This window comes from Streptomyces sp. NBC_01433, from assembly GCF_026340105.1.
Lineage (GTDB): Bacteria > Actinomycetota > Actinomycetes > Streptomycetales > Streptomycetaceae > Streptomyces.
In genome coordinates this window covers 1-17,861 of record NZ_JAPEPM010000008.1, presented here as the reverse complement: position 1 = coordinate 17,861, position 17,861 = coordinate 1, and the positions used below count along the sequence as shown (strand labels likewise).

Here is a 17,861-nt window from a genome sequence, read left to right as displayed (position 1 = left end):
CGGTCACCGGTTCCGGCGGAACGGGTCGGCGATGTCGCCGCGCAGTACGCCGTGCACGAGCTGGGCGACCTCGCGGGTGCCGTCGGTGGTGTCCGGGGCGTAGATCGTGTGGACCGTCGTACGGGCGGCGTTGACCATCAGGTGCCACCCGCTGTCGGAGTAGAGCGCGACGGTCAGGCCGCCGTTCATGCCCCAGGTCGGGCCGCCGGGCAGCGGGGCGACGCCCGTGCCCATCCGGATCTGGGTGGGCGCGACCTCCAGGCCCTCGGCGGTCAGCGCGGTGTTCAGCTCGCGCACGAGCTGGCTCAGTTCGGTGGAGGTCCGCTCGGTCTTCGGCCGGCTGTACTTCCGGGAGATCGCCTCGGCGGCGGAAAGGGCGAGCCAGCCGTCCTCGTCGGCGGCCTTGCGGTCCAGGCCGTGCTGCTCGGCGGTGGCGAGGTAGGCGTCCAGGAGCGTCGCGGCCTCGGTGACGAGACTGTCGGCGTACAGCCCGGCGTGGCCGTCGTAGATCCGGCGAATCCGGGTGGGCGAGTCGGTGGGCGGGGTCATCGTGGTTCCCTTCATGGTGAAGCCGGGGGCCGATATCAGCGGCCCCCGGCTTCACTGTGTCGTGCGGCTGGAACAGTGCGCGGGCGAACAGCTCAGATGCCTTCGCCCGGGGGGATCGGGACGTGCCAGGCCGCGTACTCCTGGCGGACGTAGGCGCGCGGTCCGCCCGCCCCGTCGGCCTCGATCGAGTCGGCGGCGAACTCGCCGCGGCCGGTGTGGTGGACGACGTCGAACGTCATCAGGATGTGCGCCTCGCGGATCGCCCGGCTCTGCGCCGTGGTGTCGTGCGGGGTCGCCAGGGCGAGCCGGTCGGTGAGCGCCGCCCGCTTGAGCAGTAACGTCCGCTCGTCCGCGATGTCCTCGGTGCCGGTGCGGGCGGCCTGCAGGAGCGCGGTGGACAGCGCCAGGACGTCGGCGAGCTCGTCGTCCAGGGGCAGCGCCCCGGTGTACGCCTCGTCGGGGCCGGGCCCGTCGAACGGGACGGCGACCGGGGCCGGGTAGCCGAAGCGGATCGGGGCGCCGCGCTCGGCGAGCAGCACGTTGAGCGCCTGGACGTGCTTGTCGGCCTCGCGCTTCCACGACCGCTCGCGCAGCGTGTATCCGTCGGCGCCGACCGGCTCGGTCTTCGGGGTGAGGATCGCGCGGGCGCTCACCGGTTCACCTCCGTCAAGGCGGCGGTGAGGATCTCGGCGTGGTCGAACGCGAGCTGCGCCGGGAGGCCGGTGGCGGGCCACCAGCGGACGGTACGGGCGTCGTCCCCGGCCACGATGGGGGTGCCGGCGGGAACGACGGCGAGGTAGGCGTCCGTGCTGTACCTGCCGCGCGGGTCGCGGCCCGGCTGGTCCCAGGTGCCGACCATGCGCAGCTGGTCGGGGTCGACGCGGACCCCGGTCTCCTCCAGGAGTTCGCGGGCGGCCGCCAGGCGGCTGGTCTCCCCCTCGTCCTGGTGGCCACCCGGGAGGGCCCACTGGCCCTCGTACGGCTCCCAGTCGCGCTCGATCAGCAGCACGTGCCCGTCCGGCGTCATGATCACAACGTCGGCGGTGTAGCGGGTCTCCTCGGGCATCAGCTCTCCTCGAAACGGTCGCGGGCGCACAGGCTGCAGAGGGTCATCTGCTCGTGGTCCTCGTCGGGGTCCAGGGCCTTGCTGAACGGGTCGTCCATCACCTCGACGTCGGGCTTCTGCTGACCGCACACCTGACAGACCAGGGAGCGGCTCAGCGTCGCCACGGCGCGGTCGATGCGCTGCCCGGCGTAGTCCTGGATGTACGCCGCCGCCTCGTCCAGCTCGTCGACGGTGTCCGCCGAGGTGCTGAGCGCGGTGACGATGTCGCCGAGCGGTCCGAGGACGCCCGCCGCCTGGTCCTCGTCGCGGTGCAGCAGGCGCAGGATCTCGACGCGGACGGCGGGGCCGGCGGTGTCCTTGGCCTCGGCGAGCAGCTGCTCAAGTCCGAGGCGGACGACGGCGGCCGCGGCCCGCACCTTGACGATCTGCCGGTCCGCCGACAGCCGGTTCTCCTGGCGCGCGGCGACGATGTCCAGGGCGGCGGCCACCGTGTCGGCGAGCGTGTCCCGTACGGGGACGCCGTGCCGCTTCGCGACGTAGACGAGGTAGCGGTTGCGCTCGGGGTTGGGGCAGTCGGCCGGTGCGCCGAGGACGGCCTTGCCGCTCTGGACGTCCAACCCGAACTCCACGTTGGTGGTGAAGCCGGGGAGCGTCACCAGGTCGCGGGGGATCCAGAACAGGATCGCGTCGGCGGCGGCGCGGGCCTCGGTCTCCCAGCCGACCTGGTCGTCGTAGTGCTTGGCGCGGACGCCGCCGCGCGACTCCGGGGTGAGGACGGTCAGCGGCTGCTCGCCGGTCCAGCGGGCGGCGAGCTCCTCGATGGCGGCGGGCCGCCAGGAGGGGACGTCGCCGCCGGCGCGCGGGGTCGGTCCGGCGATGAAGACGCTCGGGCCGGAGGTGGGGATCGGCTCGCGGGCGTAGACGACGGTGGGCGCGTGGCGGCTCATGCGTCGAACACCCCCGCCTCCTGCTGGGCGCGGACGTACTGGGCGACCGAGCGGGCGGTGCCGCCCTCCAGGGCCTCGCGGACGTAGTCGGTGACCATCATGCTGCCCGCGTCCTCGACCCGGTCGGCCAGCACGCTGAGCTTGGTGAGGGCGGCATCCCGCTCGGCGACCAGCCGGTCCCAGTCGGTCTGGCCGGTCCAGGGGAGCGCGAGCCCGTCGCCCTCGACCCGGGGCACCACGTGGACGTGCAGGTGGAACTGGGTCTGCGTGGCGACCGACCCCTTCGAGGTGATGATGTTCGCGTCCTCGTGCTCCGCCATCAGCTCGGCGGCGCGGGCCATGGTCCGGGCGGTCACCTCCGGGTCGGCCCCGGCGTCCGCGACGTGCGTGCGGGGGATGACCAGGACGTGCCCCTCGGTGCAGCCGCCGCGCGGCAGGATCGCCACGGTGTCGTCCCACTCGCGGACGACCGTCGCCGGGAGCTCACCCGCCACGATCGCGCAGAAGGTGCAGTCGGCGCTCATCGGCGGCCGCCCTTGCGGAGCGTGATCCAGGTGGTGACCAGCGCGGCGGCGACGCCGATCGCGCGGTGCGCCGCCTGGTCCAACTCCATCAGCGCCGTGCCGGGACCGGACACGTCCTGCACCGGCTCGGGGTACTCGGTGCCCTCGCCGCCGGTCTTGCGTACGACGGTGGCGTGCTTGATGTAGCCGCCCTTGCCGGTCTTCTCGGCGAGCCAGAGCAGCGGGTCGCACCGGTCGATGATGCCGTGGGTGATCGCGTTGATCGCGGCGCCGGTCAGGAGCGCGGCCGCGGGGACGCGGTAGCCCAGGGTGCGGGTGACGGCGAGGGTGGAGGCGAGTTGCACGGCGCTGTAACTGGCGACGTGTCGGCTCACCGAGCGGCGGCCGTACGCGCTGGCGGTGCAGGTCTTGCCGTCCTTGCCGTGCCGCCACGGGTCCGCCTCGACCGGGGAGCCGTCGGCGCGGTAGACGAGGTGGTCGCCGTGCATCCCCTTGGTCGACGCGTCGTGGCTGTTCTGCACGAACTGGTCGCACAGCGGGTGGATCTCCCCGAAGACCGAGGTCAGGGTGGCGACTAAGGCCAGGCCCTCGATGGCGCGGAAGCGGTCGGACATACGAACTCCTTGATCGGAGAGTGTGGGGGCCGGGTGACCCCCACACATCAATAATGCATCCTCGAAGGATGCATTTCTAGGGGGTTGGCATCTTTGGAGGATGCTTTTTCTTCGGGTGCAGATCAGACCGGGTGCGCGGCGGAGCCGACGACCCGGGCGCCCTGTGCGGGCGCCCGGGTCGGGCTTCTACGCGGCGAGCCGGAAGCGGTTGGCGAGCGCGGCCGGGAGGCGGCGGGCGGCCGCGAGGGCGGGGACCAGGAGGCGGCGGCCGCCCCGGGTGCGTCCCTTGATCCGGTACATCGCGCTGTCGGCGGCCTTGAGCGCGGCCGCGAGGGTCGGGGTGTCCAGCTCGGCGAGCCGGGCCGCGCCGATGGAGGCGCCGACGCGCAGCTGCTCTCCGCCGTGGGCCACGGGCTGACGCAGGAGCTCCGCCAGGTCGGCGAGCCGGTCCGGGAGGCGGGTGTCCTCGGCGAGGACCGCCACAAACTCGTCTCCGCCGAGCCGTCCGGCGACGTCGTTCTTGCCGCACCAGGCGGCGAGCCGTTCGCCGGCGGCCGCGAGGACGGCGTCGCCCGCGTCGTGGCCGTGGCGGTCATTGACGGCCTTGAAGCCGTTGAGGTCGGCAAGCAGGACGGTCGCGCCGCGGTGCCGGCGGATGACGCGGTTCGCGGCGCGGCTCCAGCCGTCCCGGGTGAGAAGCCCGGTCAACGGGTCGCGGCGGACGCGGTGCAGACGCCGGTAGAGGCGGTGCGCGTGCAGCGCCCACCCTCCCGCCAGGAGCGGGATCAGGAGCTGTAAGGCGAGCTCCGATTGCGTCATCATGAGGGTCTCCGTCTCGTCTCGTACGGGATGGATGGGCCCGGGGCGGCCGGTCTGCTTGGCCGTAGGACGGCCGCCCCGGGGCGAACTCAGAACTCGTACGTCTCGTGCCACACGACGCTTATGGCGTCGGGCTTGGCGGTCGCGCCCCGGCGGTGCCGGATGGCGTCGGCGCTGGCGACGTCCGCGCGGGCCTGGCGCTTGGCCAGGAGCTGCAGCGGATACCGCTCGGCGCTGTAGGTGAATACCTGGACGCCGTCTCGCTGGTCTGCGGTGACGGTGGGGATCCTGATCTCCCAGTGCGCCATGGCGTCCACCTCCTCTGTCTGATCTCGTCGGGGTACCGGGCTGTCCGGTCCCCCGCACCGCCCGGCCCGTCGCGGCGCCGGTCGGCACGGGGGAGGGACAGATCAGCCGCCGCGCGTGACCAGCTCGATGTCGGCGTCGGTGCAGCCGCTGAGCTTCGCCTCGTCGATCGCCGCGTCCAGCTCGGTGTCGAGCTGCTCCTTGAGCAGGCCAACCGCCCTGTCGGGAAACGCGTAACGCTTCACGAGGTGATCGGGGGAGAGGACCCGGCGGGCCTCCTGGACCTTCGCCTCGACGGCTTCGAGGCGGTACTGGCGCACGACCTCCGCCAGGGCCTCCCACAGGACGTCGTCGCGGCCCCACTCGGGGTCGATGAGCGTGAACTGCCAGGCTGCGGCGACCTTGTCGAAGGCGCGGCGGCCGATGATCTCCGGCTGCCAGACGGTGCGCAGATCGCGGACCGGCAGGAAGCCGCCGAAGTGGGTACGGGCGCGGCCCAGGGAGCGGGTGACGGGCACGCCCTCGGCGTGGCGGCGGGGCGTCATGTCGTGCTGGACGACGGTGAGGCCGGCCACCTCGGCGGCGGCCACCAGGCGGTCGCGCAGCTCGGGGTCGTCGACCAGGCCGGAGACGGCGGCGCGCTGCTCCCACCAGTGGTGGTCGTAGCCGTACCCGGCGAATCCGGGCTGGGAGGAGTCGGTGACGAAGCCGAGCCGGTTGACGGCGACCAGCACCGGGATGAGGTGCTGGGTCTCCTCGTCGGGCCCGTAGTTGGGCTGGTAGCCGGGCTGGCTGGCGAGGTCGCCGATCAGCCAGGACGCCACCAGGTGACCGAGCTCCTGGAGGTTCTCGGCGGAGCGCCAGCGCCGCTTGTCCGCGCGGCTCATCCAGGGCAGTTTCATCGGTTGGCCCCCACGATCATGTTGCCGTGCCCGTTGTTCATGTGGTCGACGCACGCCGGGCAGTCCTCGCGCGGCTTGAGGTGCTTGTGCTGCGCGCGGCTGTCGTACGCGTGCAGCCAGCACTGGGTGCACTCGCCCTTCGGCGGGTTCAGGGCCTGCTTGCTCGCCATCGGATATCTCCTGTTCGGCGGGGTGACGTGCGGGTTCAGGCGGGGATCTGGGAGGCGAGGCGCTCGGCGTCGCGGGCCTCGCGCTCGCGGCGGTCCATGACGCGCTCGTAGGCGCGGACCTTGCGGCGGGGCAGGGGCTCGATCTCGAACCCGTAGCGCAGGTAGGCGAGGTGTTCCTCGCGGGCGTCGTCGCCGGAGAGCTGGTAGGCGTGCACCAGCTCGTGCGTGAGCGTCTCGTTGACGTCGGCGACGGTGCGGGCCTTGCCGAGGTTGAGAGCCAGGACGATTCCGCCGGCGGACAGCTCGGTGGCGCCGTACTTGCCGCGCAGGCCCCGGCGCTCCCAGCGCAGTTGCTGGGCGACCTCGCGGAGCTCGGCGCCGGGCAGCAGGGCGAGTTTGGACTCGTGGATGAAGTCGGCCAGCGCGTCGGTGCGGCTGGAGACGAGGACCTGGACACCGGGCAGCGGGCCGAAATGGGAGCTGATGATCCCAGCGGCGTGGGCGGCCGCCCGCTCGGCGTGCCGGGCGAGGCTGCGGTGGCCGAAGGAGACGTTCTGGCTGGTGACGCTGATCATCTCGATCTCCCCGGCTCAGGCGGTGCGGCGGTCGGCGTCGTCGTGGACGACGGAGAGCTTGGGGAGCTGGCCGGTGGCCCGGAGCATCGCCATCGGGTCGACCGCGCCGTTCTCGTCCAGCGCGCTGCGGTGGGCGCGGGCTTCCTCCAGGGCGGCCATCAGCGTGGACTGCTCGCGGGCGGCGTCCACCAGGGCGCTGGCCTCGATCTTCGCGATGGACAGATCGGCGTTGCGCTCCAGGTTCCGGGCCTGCAGGTCGTTGAGGTGGGCCCGCTGGACGCGGTGGTCGGTGCGGTGGGAACGGCCGATCATCACGCAGGAGGTGATCAGGGCGACTGCCCAGATGATCAGGGCCGGGGCGATGGGGTCGGAGTACACGCCGACCGACAGCGCGCCGAACGTCATCGCGCCGGAGGCGAAGACGGCCTGCGCGGTCGGGTCGTCCAGGCGGACGGCGAACAGACCGGACGCGCCGCCGAAGGCGAGCATCAGGGCCGCGGCTCCGGTGCTGTGCTCGGCGCCCTGCTCGTTCCAGATCCTCGCCAGGGTCAGCAGGGTGCCGGCGGAGACGGCGGTGGTGACGTACGCGGCGTGCTCGCGCAGGAAGGTGGCGGGCGTCTTCGGGGCCGGCATCTCGCCGGGAGCCGGGGGGTACTGCGGCATCGGGCCCTCCTCGGGGCGTCTCCCGGCGGGCGCCGCCCCGGCCCGGGAGGGCCAGGGGCGGGGCGGCGGCCGGGGATCAGTCGGCGGCAGGTTCCTCGGCGGACCGGTAGCGCTTGGTCTGCCGGAGGATCTGGTTGCGCTTGACGTCCAGGGCGTCGGCGATGTCCTGCTGAGCGCCGTGGTACCGGCCCTGCAGGCGGTCGATCTCCTGCCAGAACTCGGTCTCCACTCGCTCGCGTTCGGTCTCGCGGCGCTGGCTGGCCTTCGCGACCAGGTCCCGCAGTTCGGTGCGGGCCTCGTCGTCGGGGCGTGGGGTCATGGCTGGCTCCAGGAGGGATTCGAGGGACGATGTGTCTGCCCCCTGCTCCTGTTGGAGCGGGTTGGGAGGCCCGGGGCGGCCGGTGAGTTTGGCGACCTGGCGGCCGCCCCGGGGCGGAACTACCAGACGCGGCCGTTGTGGGTGGACGTCTTCAGGTCCAGGTGACCGGCGCCGCGCACGTGGATGTTGCCGTTGTGCGTGCGGGCGGCGAGCTTGCCGGAGGACGCCGGGGTGGCGCTGATGTTCACGTCGCCGTTGTGCGTCCGGGCGGAGCCGCGGCGGCCGTTGTAGGCCCCGACGGTGATGGAGCCGTTGTGCGTGGACGCCTCCAGCTCCTCCTCGACCCGGTCGACCAGGACCGAGCCGTTGTGGGTCTCGGCCTCCAGGACCTTCACGCCCCCGGCCTGCAGCGAGCCGTTGCGGGCGTCGAAGCGGATCGCCTCCAGGTCGCCGCGCACGGTCGTCTCGGCGTTCTTCGTGCTCACCGCGAGCGAGGACCCGGCCGGGAGGACCACGTCGACCGTGATCGTGCCGGTCCCGCCGCCGACCTTGGCGCCCTGCTCGGCGACGACCTGGCCGTTGGCCACGACGCGCTGGCCGCCGATCCAGATGTCGCCGTCGCTGATGGTCACGCCGGTCATGGTGCCGGTGTTCACCACGCCGCCACCGAAGGAGAAGGTGGAGCCGCCGACCTGGACGACGTTGGTGCCGCCGATGCCGCCGGCCATGTCGTCGGGGACGGAGACGGTGAGCTTGCCGCCGTGCTCGGTGACCTTCGTGTCGTTGACCGCGTCGGCGATCGGACCGTCCTCGGCGGCGGTGTGCACGGTGACCGTGGCGTTCACGGCCGCCGGGTTGACGTGCACGTTGATCCGGCCGTTGGAGACCGACAGGTCCAGTTCGACCGGGCCGGTGGCGGTGGCGGTGTGCATCTTCTGCGTGCTCAAGGTGAGCTCCCTGGTAGGAGAGTGCGGGGGCCGGGCGGCCCCCGCACAACCAATAATGCATCCTTGAAGGATGCGTTTCAAGCGTTCGGCATCTTTCGAGGATGCTTTTTTTGTTGGTGCAGGTCAGGCGGCGTACGCGAGCGGAACCTGCGGGACGGGCACGGTGGCGTGGGTGGCGGCGGCGAGCTCGGCGACCGCGCCGTGCAGCGACTCGACGACGTCGACCAGGCGCTCGGCGAGCTCGTCGTGCCCGTTGCTGCGGGCGGCGGTGACCAGCGCGTCGGCGTACAGCGCGAGGTCGGCGGTCTTGGCGCGGGCGTCGACCAGGCCGGGCTGGAAGGAGAGCAGCTGCTCCAGGTGCGCGGCGCGCTGCAGGTGGACCGGGAGCCGGGCGTCGCGCACCCGGCCGTACTGCTCGTCCAGGAGCTGGACGACCTCGTCGGTGGTGTCGTACGCGGCCCGCTTGCCCTGCAGACGGGCGAGGAAGTCGGAGACGGACACGGTGTACTCCTTCGTCGGGCGAAGGGCGGCCGGTCGGGGGTGACCGGGCGTCCCCGCCAGGTCCCGGAACGGTGAGAGGCGCTCCGGGGCCGGCGGGATCGGCCGGGCTACGGCGTCGCGCTGCGGCTGACGCTCGGCGAAGGCGTGGGGCGCGGCTTCGGATGATCCGCCGCTCCGTCCTGCCCCTGGAGATACGCGACCAGGAGGATCGCGCCGATGATGACGGCGGTCGTCTTCCAGCGCGGGCCGGGCGGATCAGGCTCGACTATCACGTACTTGACGCCCACGGAATGGGGCCCCTTCCGTTGCATTGCACGAGGTGGGAGCGGGATTCCTCCCCTGTCAGCGATCCGCTGACAGAGGATTCGGGTAGCGGAACAAGTTGCCTGGCGGCGGTCTGATCACCCAGCCGAACCGCGACTTATTGCGCTTCGCTTTCCCGCTAGCGGAATTGAGAGCCAACTAGAAACGTATTTCGCTGAGCATGTTGGCGGCGTTCTCCAGTCCGCCGTACACCGACGGCCCCATGGACGTGGCGGCCAGGTAGAGGGCGGCGATGTTGCAGACGGCGGCGTGCCAGAACTTCAGGCCGCCCTTCCAGATCAGCCCGATCTCGGCGAGCACGAAGACCACGACGGCGGAGACGGTCAGCACGGTCAGTCCTCCTTCTTCCTTCTGCTGGTGGAGCGGGTGACCTGGACCTGGTCGCCGCTGGTGGTCGTGGTGACGACGCTGTTGTTCTCGCCGTGGATACGGACCTCGCCGGGGCCGGCGCCCTGTCCGGCCTGGCGGACGGCGTCGCGGACGGCGCGCTCGGCCCTGGCGGCGACCTTGCGGGGGACGCGGCCGCCGGAGGTGACCGGCTGGCCGTCGACGGTGACCTGGCCGCCGCCCTTGCCGTCGGCGCGGACGTTGACCTGGCGGTTGTTGTCGCCGACGACCAGGAGGCCGGTGTTGACGATGCCGTCGTTGCGGTAGACGCGGGTGCCGGGCGCGGGGCGGGTCGCCTCGTCGACGGCCCTGCGGGTCGCCCGGGGCGACGACTTCGGGGCGGGCCGCCGGGCGCCGGTGGTGCTTCCGGCGTTGGCGCGGACCGGGCCGGTGACCTTCTCGCCCCGGCCGACGACGACGCCGCGGTTCTCGGTGCGGCCGGCGGACCGCATCCGCGGGGGAGGCGTACGGGCGGCGGCCGGGGCGGGCTTCGGCTCGTCGGCCTCTTCGTCGTCGGCGGCGGGCGACTGCGGGCCGCTGGTGTGGTTGGGGTCCTCGGCGAGGACCTTCGCCGTCCAGGCCGGGTCGGTCTCCTCGCCCGCGAGGAACGCCAGGCGCTGCTGGAGGTCGTATCCGAGGACCTCCAGCACCTGGAACTTCCGTCCGCAGGTGCAGGTGATGTCCGCCATCTCATCGAGCCGGGAGGAGTCCGTCTCGAAGATCAGGCCCTTCTGGTTCTCGCAGAACGGGCAGGTGACGTACTCGCCGAGGAACGGTCCGAGGACGTCGGCGGTACGCCACTTGCCCTCGACCTGCAGCCAGTACGGCTGTATCGCGCCGAACGGGTTGTCGGGGCTCCAGTCCTCCATGTCAGCGCCCCGCGCGGCGGGCGGCGGACTTCGTGCAGCGGATCGATCCGGCCCATGTGCCGTCGGCGTTGTGCTTGGGCAGTACGCCGGTGCCCTTGCAGGCCGCGCACCCCTTGTGACCGGCGGCGGTGGCGTCGGCGGCCTTCTTCGCGGCCCGGCGGTTGAGCCGGTCGTCCTCGCCCTTCGCCCACGCCTTGGTGACGCCGGACTTCAGCAGGCGGCCGCCGCCCCTGGCCGCCCGCCAGGTGAGCGTGGTGACGACCAGGAGCACGGCGAGGGAGGCGGTGAACGGGTGCTTCCTCGCGTACTTCACGCGCTGGCTGAACTTCTTGGCCCGGGTGGTGCCGGCCTTCGCCGCCGAGGTGCGGACCGGCTTCTTCGCCGTCTTCTTCCTCGGCGCCGCCTTCTTGGCCGGGGTCTTCTTCACGGCCGGGGCGGCGGGCGTCTTCCTGGCGGCGGTCGTCTTCCTGGCCGCCGCCTTCCGGGGCGTCCTGGCCGGTGCCGCCGGGGCGGAGTTGGCGAGCAGCTGCTCGGCGTCGAAGCCGGGCTGCTGCTGGCGGGCGGCGATCGCCTCGGCGAGCGCGGTCGGCTCGGTCGGAGCCGGATCCGGCTTGGGGGCGGTGGTCTTCCTGGCCGCCGCCTTCCGGGGCGTCCTGGCGGCCGGGACCGCCTTCGTCGCGGCGGTCTTGGGTGCCGCCGCCTTCTTGACCGCCGTCTTCCTCGCGGCCGGGGCGGTACGGGCTCGGGCGGTGCTCACGTCGCCCATCAGGGCCTCCTTCAAGATCACGGGGAGTCGCGGGAGCATTCCGGGCCTTTCGGGCCTCTCGGACGCTCTACAACCGCTCTACATGGACGTTCGCGCAGGTCAGCGGCCTCTACGGCGATCTCTCCCGGCTCTCTCGCCTGCTCTACGTAGAGCAGGCCAGGGGGTGAGAGCAGGGTGTAGAGCGGCACGTAGAGGCCGCTGACCTGCGGTTCTACATCGGAGATCAGGAGCTCTCGTCCTCGGAGACGGCTTCCGCCGCGTCCTGGGCCTCCTTGATCAGCTCGGCGATCTCCTCGCCCTTCACGCCGGTGCGCGGGCCCTGGTCGCCGACGCGGACGGAGCCGGAGACCTTGGCGCCGGCGGCCTTGAGCTCCTTGGACAGGCGGGCCTGGTCCCAGTCGCCGTAGACGTCCGGCCACTCCGCCGACAGCCAGGCGGCGAGGGTGTCCAGGTGGCCCCGGCCCTGCCCCTGCTTGTTGGTCGCGCCGACCGCGTCGATGCCGTCCAGCGTGTCCATCAGCAGATCGAGCTGGGGGTCGGCCAGGGCCTGCGCCTCCTCCTCGACCTCGGGCGCCGGGACGTCGGCGACCTTGGGGAGCTCCGGGGCCTTGACCCCGGCCGCGGCGAGCGTGCGGCGGTCCAGCTGGGGGAGGCCGACCTCGGCGCGGGCAACGCCGCGGGCGTAGGCGACCTTCGGGTCCAGCGGGTAGCTGCGGTAGATCAGCGGCTCTCGCGAACCGCCGCCCATGATGTAGCAGCAGCCGACGTCGGACTTGTTCGGGTCCTCGCCCTCCACCAGCGGGTGCAGCCGGTCCGGGCGCCAGCCCTGGCCGCCCGCGCCGGCCCCGAAGACCAGCTCGATGTCCTTGTGTCGGCTCGGCAGCATGATGCGAACCGCAACCGCCGTGGCGACGGCCTCGCCGATTGCGTCGGCGGTGCCGTACAGCGAGCCGATGATGACGGTGACGCGGGATTTCCGGCCGACACCGAAAATCTCGATGACCAGTTCCTTCGCATACGCGGAAAGGGACTTGTACTCATCGAGCATCACGATGAGGCCGGGCTCCTTGGCGGAGGGCCGCCAGTTGTCGCCGTGCCCCCAGGCCAGAACGTTCGTCGCGCGGGCCCGTGCGATTTTCAGCGCGTCTTCCAGCAGCGCCTCGATTGCCTTTTCGCTGCGGGCCTTTCGAGCGACCGCCGGACCCAGGGCGTCCAGGCCGGGGCCGACCGGGTCGACGTCCCACAGCTGCGCGTCGTAGCAGTCCGAGATCCGGCTGCCGATCGCACGGAGCAGCATCGACTTGCCCGAACCGGGACCGCCGACGACCAGGACGTGAGAGCCGAGAGCGGGCAGCAGGAACGGCTGGGCGTCCATGCGGCGGGCGATCAGCAGCGGCTCGGTGATGGTCAGCGAGCCGGGCTTCACCTTCTCCAGCTCGCCCATTCCGGCGAACGGGTTCTTCATCACCAGGCGCAGGGTGGAGTCCGAGCGGACCTCCTTGTGCGGCTGGACCAGGAGGCGGTCGACGCCGAGACCGAGGGGGGTCTCCATCGCACCGGCCTTGGAGACGATCTCGGCGGGCGTGCCCGACTTCTGCCGGACGGTGATCTCCCAGCCCCACTTGTGGCGGTGCGGCCTGACGACCGCGCCGACCGCGATGCCGTTGGCGGTCAGGGTGCGGCGGATGCAGTCGACGGCCTCGGCGCGCGAGCGGGCATCGCTGATCGGGAACGGGTCGTCGTCCGAGACATCCGCCTCGTACGCCTCGCCCTCGACCGGAGTGACCCGGGTGCGCACGCGCTCGGCGACCGCGCCGATGCCGACCAGGGTGGTCACCACCGCGAGCGCCGGCCCCCAGACGAAGGGCCGCATCCAGTCCGGGCTGAAGTACCAGATCGCGCCGAACTCGATCGCGGTGACGACCGCAGCCGCCAGGGCCAGGCCCGACGCCTTGAGCGTGCGGCGGGTGCGCTCCTTGTACATGGCCTTGGTGGTCGACATGATCAGCGCGGCGTTCTTCTGCTTGGCCGCCCACGCCTGCTGGACCAGCAGCTTGTGTTCCCGGGAGTAGATCCACTGTGCGGTGTGGCCGACCCCGCGCCCGTAGAACTTCGCGGCCCGCTTGACCTCGCGCCCGGCGTACTTCGGCGAGTGGGTCACCGCGTGGAAGACGCCGTGCTTGGCGTCGTTGCCGAGGTCACGCACCGACTGGGTGAACGCCGACTTCGAGCGGAAGGTGGCCGGGATCTGCGGCAGCTCGCGCAGCCGCTCACGGAAGTTCGGCTCGTAGTCCTCCGCCGCCGGGGCCAGCGGCTCGGCGTCCTCGTCGTCCTCGTCGACCAGGACCTCGTCGTCCTCCTCGTCGTCGTCCAGGAGCTCGTCGGCCTCCTGGTCGAAGACGACGTCCGCCTTGGCGAAGTCGACGGGCGGGATGGTCGCGGCCGCCTCGGGTTCGGCCGCCGTGCGGTACTCGGCGAGGGTGACGACCTTGCCGTCGTCGTCGCCCGCGGCCGGGGCGGGCACCGGGGCCGGCGGGTTGGCCTCCAGTCGCTCCAGGAACTCGGGCAGGTCCCAGGTCTTCACCAGGACCTCGCGGGCCTTGGACCCGTCGGAGGGGCCGACGACGTTCAGCTGGAACAGCGCCTCCATCAGCGCGGTCGCCTCGGCGAACCCGACGCGCAGCTTGCGCTGCAGCATCGAGGTGGAGCCGAACTGGGTGGAGACGACCAGCTCGACCGCCTCCGTCACCTTGTTGCGGTCCTGGCCGGTCGTGACCGGGCGCTCGTCAATCTCAGTCATGCTGGTTCTGCCTCCTGTGCGAGGTGAGCGCGGACCCCGGTCCCCGCCTGGCAGTGAGTGCCGGGGTCCGCGCGGAAGTGGTGGTCGGGTCGTACGGGGTGCGGGCTCCCGGCCCCCGCCTGGCAGTGAGTGCCGGGAGCCCGCGGTTCGGTTGGTTCAGGCGGCGGCCGCGAGGCCGTCCACGCACACGGCGCACTCCTTGAGCGCGGTGGAGATCGTGTACTCGCGCACCACCCCGCAGGTCGGGCAGGTGCGGCGCTTGCGGCGGGCCGCCTCCAGCGAGGCGACCTGTCCGGGGGAGCGCTCCTTGGGCGGGCCCGCCAGCGCGACGTCGAACAGGTACGCGCGGCGCAGGCCCAGCTTCTTGTTGTTCCAGAGGATCTGGCCGGCGGGCGGCTGATGGGGCCGCAGCCCCATCTCCACCAGCTGGTCGCGGGTCTTCAGGTGCGACGGTGCGAGCTTCCACGGCCACGTCGGGATCTCGAACCGCTCGGCGTCCGGATCCCAGAACCTGACGTACCCGCGTCCCATCAGCCGACCAGCTGCAGGGGCTTGTCACCGCTGTGCTCGGCGACGGCCTCCTTGATCCGCGTACGGCACCAGGTCTCCCCGCGCATGACGCGCATGTGCTGCTCGGGGATGTCCTTCTGGAAGTACCGCTGGACGTCGCGCCAGCCGACCTCGTGGCCCGCGCGCAGCTGCTCAAGGATCCACTCGCGGGCCGTGCGCTTCTCCGCCTCGGCCTGCTCCGGGGTGGCCGCGCGAGCGGTCTCCGCCGCGAGCGTGCGGGCCGCGCGCGCCTGCTTCGCGGAACCCTCCTGGATGCCCTTCTCCCGGCCTCGCGCGGCCGGGGGGTTGTTGGGTTTGACCTGCGGCTTCGCCGCGAGCGTGCGGGACTCCTGCGCGGCCTGCGCGGGCTTCTGGCCCGCTGTGTCGCTAGCCGAATTGATCTCCTTCGCGAACGCCGTCACGCGAGCCGTGCGGGCAGCGTTCGCGGGGTCCGCGAGGATGCGCGCGATGGCTTGCGGGTCGATCGCCCACGCCTTGTCGGCGGGCACCTCGCGGACCGGCTCCAGCGGCGCGGCGAACAGATCGAGCGAGGCGGTCAGCCTCGGCTCGCACGCCTTCTCCGCGTGCTCGGCGACCTTCTCGGCGAGCTTGTTGTGCCGCTTGAGCGTCCGCTTCGTCAGCCCCGGCTCGGTGCCGCGCACCTGCCGCCACGCGATGGCCCACGCCTCGCTCTCGTTCAGCGCGGGGATCGTCGCCGTCCGCAGCCACGACGCCCGGCGCGAGACCCTCGGGTGCCGGATCCGGCGCTGCAGCGCGAGCTTGATGTCGGCGGCGTCGCGCCCGCCGGCCGCGTGGCTCTGGGAGTGCATGTAGATGTCCCAGACCGCGACGCCGAACAGCGAGCTGGCGGCGAACACGACCGCGAGCTGAGGCTCGTCCAGGTGGTGCCACGCGTTCAGCGCGGCCGCCGTCAGGGCGAACACCCACGTCATGACCGTGTAGAGCTTGGCGGGCTTGTGGTTCTCCACCGCCCACTTGCGCATCCAGGCCATGGCCCAGGTCGCGCCCTCGATGAACACGGGCACCAGCAGCGCCAGTACCCAGAAGACACCGAGGCCGGTCATCGCCGAGAACTGCCCGGGGAAGGCGAAGGCGATCGAGGTGACGACCACCGTCATCACCCACGGCAGCGGCTGGCCGATCGCGGCGGCGAGCCGCTCGTTGCGGGCCTTGCGGGCGGCGGCCGCCTTCTCGCGGCGCTTCGTCCGCTCCTCGGCCTTCTTGGTCTTCGCCGCCGCCTTGCGCAGGTCCTTGCGCTCGGCGGCCTTCGCGCGGGCCTCTTCGATCTCGATCCCGGTCAGTGCGTTCGTACGCCGGGAGTTCGCGGCGGCCTCGGCCTGTGCCGCGCGTGCCTTGACCGCGTCCATCTGCTCGCGGCCGCGGTAGGTGGTTGCCTCGCTCATCGTCCGCCCCCATGCGTGATCGCTTCGACCAGTTCCGCGAGCACTTCGACCACCGTGGCGTGGGCGTTCGCGAGGTCCTCGGTGTCCGACTGACCGAAGACCACCAGGGCCTCACGGGCCGTCTTCATCGCGAGCTCCCTGCGCAGCCACCGGGTGCCCTCGTTCTCGCTGACCCGGATGCGGGTCGGGATCCTCTCCTCGATAAATGCGCTGGGCATCAGTGGCCCTCCAGGTTCGTCGCGGCGTACGCGGCCTGGGCCGCCCGCTCGCGGGGGGTCGTGATCGTCGTCAGGGACGGCCGGGGCGTCTCATCGGGCGTGAGCCCGTGGTCCTCGGGGCCGTCGGGGGAGAGGTCGGGGTGCTCGAACCACCAGCCGCCGTCGCCGGGGGCGTCGCAGCAGGGGCAGATCGTGTCCTGCCAGATCCGGCCGCGCTGCCACAGCGAGTGGGCGCCGTTGCCGACCGTGTCGGTGCCGAAGGACAGCGCGCCGTAGACCACGGCGACCGTCCAGAGCCAGAACGGGGTGGGCCGACCGGCGTATGTGCCGGCGGCGATCAGGGCGAGCGGCGCGAGGCCGATCCACGGGTGGTGGGCGCGGGCCAGCAGCCACTGCTTCGGCTGGCGGATCATCAGGCGGATGCCGTCGACGTCGACGGCGGCGGTCAGGAGCCAGCGGGCCAGCCGCTGCACCCGGCTCACGGGGCGGTCCTGGCGACCGGAGCGGTCATCGACCGCTCGAAGAGGATGACGGTCAGGACGGCGGCCGCCAGGACGACGCGGCCGGTGGCGGGGAGAGTGAAGCCGGTGAGCCAGGCGCCGCCCGCTATGGCGAGCGGGCCCCTGATCCACGTGGACAGGGAGTCGAGTCCGTGGGCGGTGCGCTCGCGCAGTTCGGAGATGACCGCGGTGTGGGCGGCGTCGGCGACGGCCAGCCCGATCACGGCGGTCACGGCCAGGGCGCGCTGCCACCAGGCGGTCTGGAGTCCCAGCACCCAGGCGGCGCCGCTGACGACGAGCAGCAGGTAGATCCACGTTCCGAAGGGGGTCTTCATGCCGCCCACCCCTTCCGGTCCTCGATGAGGCCGGCGTTGCTGCGGGGCCGGGGGAGCGGGACGACGTTGGTGGTGCGGGCCTGGCGGGTCCGGCGGGGGCTCGGCTTGCGCCGGCGGAAGTAGAAGTCGTTCTCGGCGTCGACCTCGTTGCGGCGTTCGGCGGGACCGTATCCCTCGGCGACGAACTCGGCGAAGGCCGCCAGGTCGTCCTCGGTCGGCGTGAAGCCGATCGCGGCCTCAACGAACTCGGTCTCGCTCACGATGCGCTGTCCTGCGACGATGACGTTCACGGGTCGGGTTCCTCTCACGTGGATGGACGGCCCGTGCGGCTCCCCGGTCGTTGCTTGCAGGCTGGCCGGGGGGCCGCGTCGTGCTCGGGCATGGCAGTTGGTGCGTGGACGGGAAGGGATTCGCACCCCACCTCCGCAGAGGCCCACTCGGGCCCGCCCTTTTGGTCGTGCTCCGCCTCGCCCCCATCACCTCCTTCGGTGGGGCTCTCGGCGGGACCTATTCGGTTTTCAAGGAACTTGCGGTACCGCTCGGGTGTCCTGCCGCGACGACGAATCGCGCGGTGGTTACCAGCCCGTTTTTGCGGCCGTTTTTGGCATGGCGGTGCCCCCGGTCTGATGACATGGGAATCTCGCCTCACTTCTTATGAGAAGTGCGCTGAGGAAGACGTTAGGGCTACCGTCCGCCTCCGTCAACTACTTCTCATGAGAAGTCGTTCGGGTGCGTCGTGCCCGGCACACCCGTCCGGTGGTGGGTCTACGGTGGCCTATGCCACAAT

Annotated in this window: 25 protein-coding genes and 1 pseudogene; all 26 read right to left on the bottom strand. The window is 72.0% G+C overall.

Annotation, left to right across the window (positions count from 1 at the left end):
- Nucleotides 1–3: 3 nt before the first annotated feature.
- Nucleotides 4–549, bottom strand: a complete 546-nt coding sequence (locus tag OG413_RS45655) for a hypothetical protein (RefSeq protein ID WP_266815890.1) — start codon at nt 547–549, stop codon at nt 4–6.
- A gap of 92 nt (nt 550–641) precedes the next feature.
- A complete protein-coding gene (locus tag OG413_RS45650; RefSeq protein ID WP_266815889.1) occupies nt 642–1,202 on the bottom strand; it encodes a hypothetical protein in 561 nt (186 codons plus the stop codon).
- Entirely contained in the window at nt 1,199–1,615 is a 417-nt protein-coding gene (locus tag OG413_RS45645) for an NUDIX hydrolase (RefSeq protein ID WP_266815888.1), read from the bottom strand. Before OG413_RS45645 ends, OG413_RS45650 begins: the two co-directional genes overlap by 4 nt.
- Nucleotides 1,615–2,562, bottom strand: a complete 948-nt coding sequence (locus OG413_RS45640) for a nucleoside 2-deoxyribosyltransferase domain-containing protein (RefSeq protein WP_266815887.1) — start codon at nt 2,560–2,562, stop codon at nt 1,615–1,617. Before OG413_RS45640 ends, OG413_RS45645 begins: the two co-directional genes overlap by 1 nt.
- The gene (locus OG413_RS45635) at nt 2,559–3,086 is read right to left on the bottom strand and encodes an HIT family protein (protein ID WP_266815886.1); all 528 of its coding nucleotides are present in this window, start codon (nt 3,084–3,086) and stop codon (nt 2,559–2,561) included. The genes OG413_RS45640 and OG413_RS45635 overlap by 4 nt, the downstream gene beginning before the upstream one ends.
- The gene (locus tag OG413_RS45630) at nt 3,083–3,700 is read right to left on the bottom strand and encodes a hypothetical protein (protein ID WP_266815885.1); all 618 of its coding nucleotides are present in this window, start codon (nt 3,698–3,700) and stop codon (nt 3,083–3,085) included. Before OG413_RS45630 ends, OG413_RS45635 begins: the two co-directional genes overlap by 4 nt.
- Nucleotides 3,701–3,886: 186 nt before the next feature.
- Entirely contained in the window at nt 3,887–4,522 is a 636-nt protein-coding gene (locus tag OG413_RS45625; protein ID WP_323138048.1) for a GGDEF domain-containing protein, read from the bottom strand.
- A gap of 86 nt (nt 4,523–4,608) precedes the next feature.
- Nucleotides 4,609–4,827 carry a hypothetical protein gene (locus OG413_RS45620; protein ID WP_266815884.1) on the bottom strand — a complete coding sequence of 73 codons (219 nt, stop codon included), beginning with the start codon at nt 4,825–4,827 and terminating at the stop codon, nt 4,609–4,611.
- 102 nt (nt 4,828–4,929) lie between these two features.
- Complete coding sequence (locus OG413_RS45615) at nt 4,930–5,712, bottom strand: hypothetical protein (RefSeq protein WP_266815883.1); 783 nt, start codon at nt 5,710–5,712, stop codon at nt 4,930–4,932.
- An 11-nt stretch (nt 5,713–5,723) separates the two neighbouring features.
- A complete protein-coding gene (locus OG413_RS45610) occupies nt 5,724–5,897 on the bottom strand; it encodes a pRL2-8 (RefSeq protein WP_266815882.1) in 174 nt (57 codons plus the stop codon).
- Between the two features lie 35 nt (nt 5,898–5,932).
- Complete coding sequence (locus tag OG413_RS45605) at nt 5,933–6,472, bottom strand: hypothetical protein (RefSeq protein ID WP_266815881.1); 540 nt, start codon at nt 6,470–6,472, stop codon at nt 5,933–5,935.
- A 15-nt stretch (nt 6,473–6,487) separates the two neighbouring features.
- Nucleotides 6,488–7,135: a hypothetical protein gene (locus OG413_RS45600; protein WP_266815880.1), complete on the bottom strand. Its 648-nt coding sequence runs from the start codon at nt 7,133–7,135 to the stop codon at nt 6,488–6,490.
- Between the two features lie 76 nt (nt 7,136–7,211).
- Nucleotides 7,212–7,454, bottom strand: a complete 243-nt coding sequence (locus tag OG413_RS45595; RefSeq protein WP_266815879.1) for a hypothetical protein — start codon at nt 7,452–7,454, stop codon at nt 7,212–7,214.
- Between the two features lie 119 nt (nt 7,455–7,573).
- The gene (locus tag OG413_RS45590) at nt 7,574–8,401 is read right to left on the bottom strand and encodes a hypothetical protein (protein WP_266815878.1); all 828 of its coding nucleotides are present in this window, start codon (nt 8,399–8,401) and stop codon (nt 7,574–7,576) included.
- A 123-nt stretch (nt 8,402–8,524) separates the two neighbouring features.
- Entirely contained in the window at nt 8,525–8,902 is a 378-nt protein-coding gene (locus OG413_RS45585; protein WP_266815877.1) for a hypothetical protein, read from the bottom strand.
- A 107-nt stretch (nt 8,903–9,009) separates the two neighbouring features.
- Nucleotides 9,010–9,189, bottom strand: a complete 180-nt coding sequence (locus OG413_RS45580; protein WP_266815876.1) for a hypothetical protein — start codon at nt 9,187–9,189, stop codon at nt 9,010–9,012.
- Nucleotides 9,190–9,364: 175 nt separating this feature from the next.
- Nucleotides 9,365–9,556 (bottom strand): DUF2304 domain-containing protein, encoded by a 192-nt coding sequence (locus tag OG413_RS45575; RefSeq protein WP_266815875.1) that lies wholly within the window; start codon nt 9,554–9,556, stop codon nt 9,365–9,367.
- 2 nt (nt 9,557–9,558) lie between these two features.
- The gene (locus OG413_RS45570) at nt 9,559–10,482 is read right to left on the bottom strand and encodes a hypothetical protein (protein ID WP_266815874.1); all 924 of its coding nucleotides are present in this window, start codon (nt 10,480–10,482) and stop codon (nt 9,559–9,561) included.
- A gap of 1 nt (nt 10,483) precedes the next feature.
- The gene (locus tag OG413_RS45565) at nt 10,484–11,248 is read right to left on the bottom strand and encodes a hypothetical protein (RefSeq protein ID WP_266815873.1); all 765 of its coding nucleotides are present in this window, start codon (nt 11,246–11,248) and stop codon (nt 10,484–10,486) included.
- 2,566 nt (nt 11,249–13,814) lie between these two features.
- A pseudogene (locus OG413_RS45560) lies at nt 13,815–14,015 on the bottom strand (DNA translocase FtsK); the annotation flags it as partial.
- Nucleotides 14,016–14,204: 189 nt separating this feature from the next.
- A complete protein-coding gene (locus OG413_RS45555; protein WP_266815872.1) occupies nt 14,205–14,579 on the bottom strand; it encodes an RRQRL motif-containing zinc-binding protein in 375 nt (124 codons plus the stop codon).
- Nucleotides 14,579–16,021 carry a hypothetical protein gene (locus OG413_RS45550; protein ID WP_266815871.1) on the bottom strand — a complete coding sequence of 481 codons (1,443 nt, stop codon included), beginning with the start codon at nt 16,019–16,021 and terminating at the stop codon, nt 14,579–14,581. Before OG413_RS45550 ends, OG413_RS45555 begins: the two co-directional genes overlap by 1 nt.
- Nucleotides 16,018–16,239, bottom strand: coding sequence for a hypothetical protein (locus OG413_RS45545; protein WP_266815870.1), 222 nt, complete (start codon nt 16,237–16,239; stop codon nt 16,018–16,020). Before OG413_RS45545 ends, OG413_RS45550 begins: the two co-directional genes overlap by 4 nt.
- The gene (locus OG413_RS45540) at nt 16,239–16,721 is read right to left on the bottom strand and encodes a hypothetical protein (RefSeq protein WP_266815869.1); all 483 of its coding nucleotides are present in this window, start codon (nt 16,719–16,721) and stop codon (nt 16,239–16,241) included. Before OG413_RS45540 ends, OG413_RS45545 begins: the two co-directional genes overlap by 1 nt.
- Nucleotides 16,718–17,074 carry a hypothetical protein gene (locus tag OG413_RS45535; protein ID WP_266815868.1) on the bottom strand — a complete coding sequence of 119 codons (357 nt, stop codon included), beginning with the start codon at nt 17,072–17,074 and terminating at the stop codon, nt 16,718–16,720. The genes OG413_RS45540 and OG413_RS45535 overlap by 4 nt, the downstream gene beginning before the upstream one ends.
- Complete coding sequence (locus tag OG413_RS45530) at nt 17,071–17,364, bottom strand: hypothetical protein (RefSeq protein WP_266815867.1); 294 nt, start codon at nt 17,362–17,364, stop codon at nt 17,071–17,073. The genes OG413_RS45535 and OG413_RS45530 overlap by 4 nt, the downstream gene beginning before the upstream one ends.
- Between the last annotated feature and the right edge of the window lie 497 nt (nt 17,365–17,861).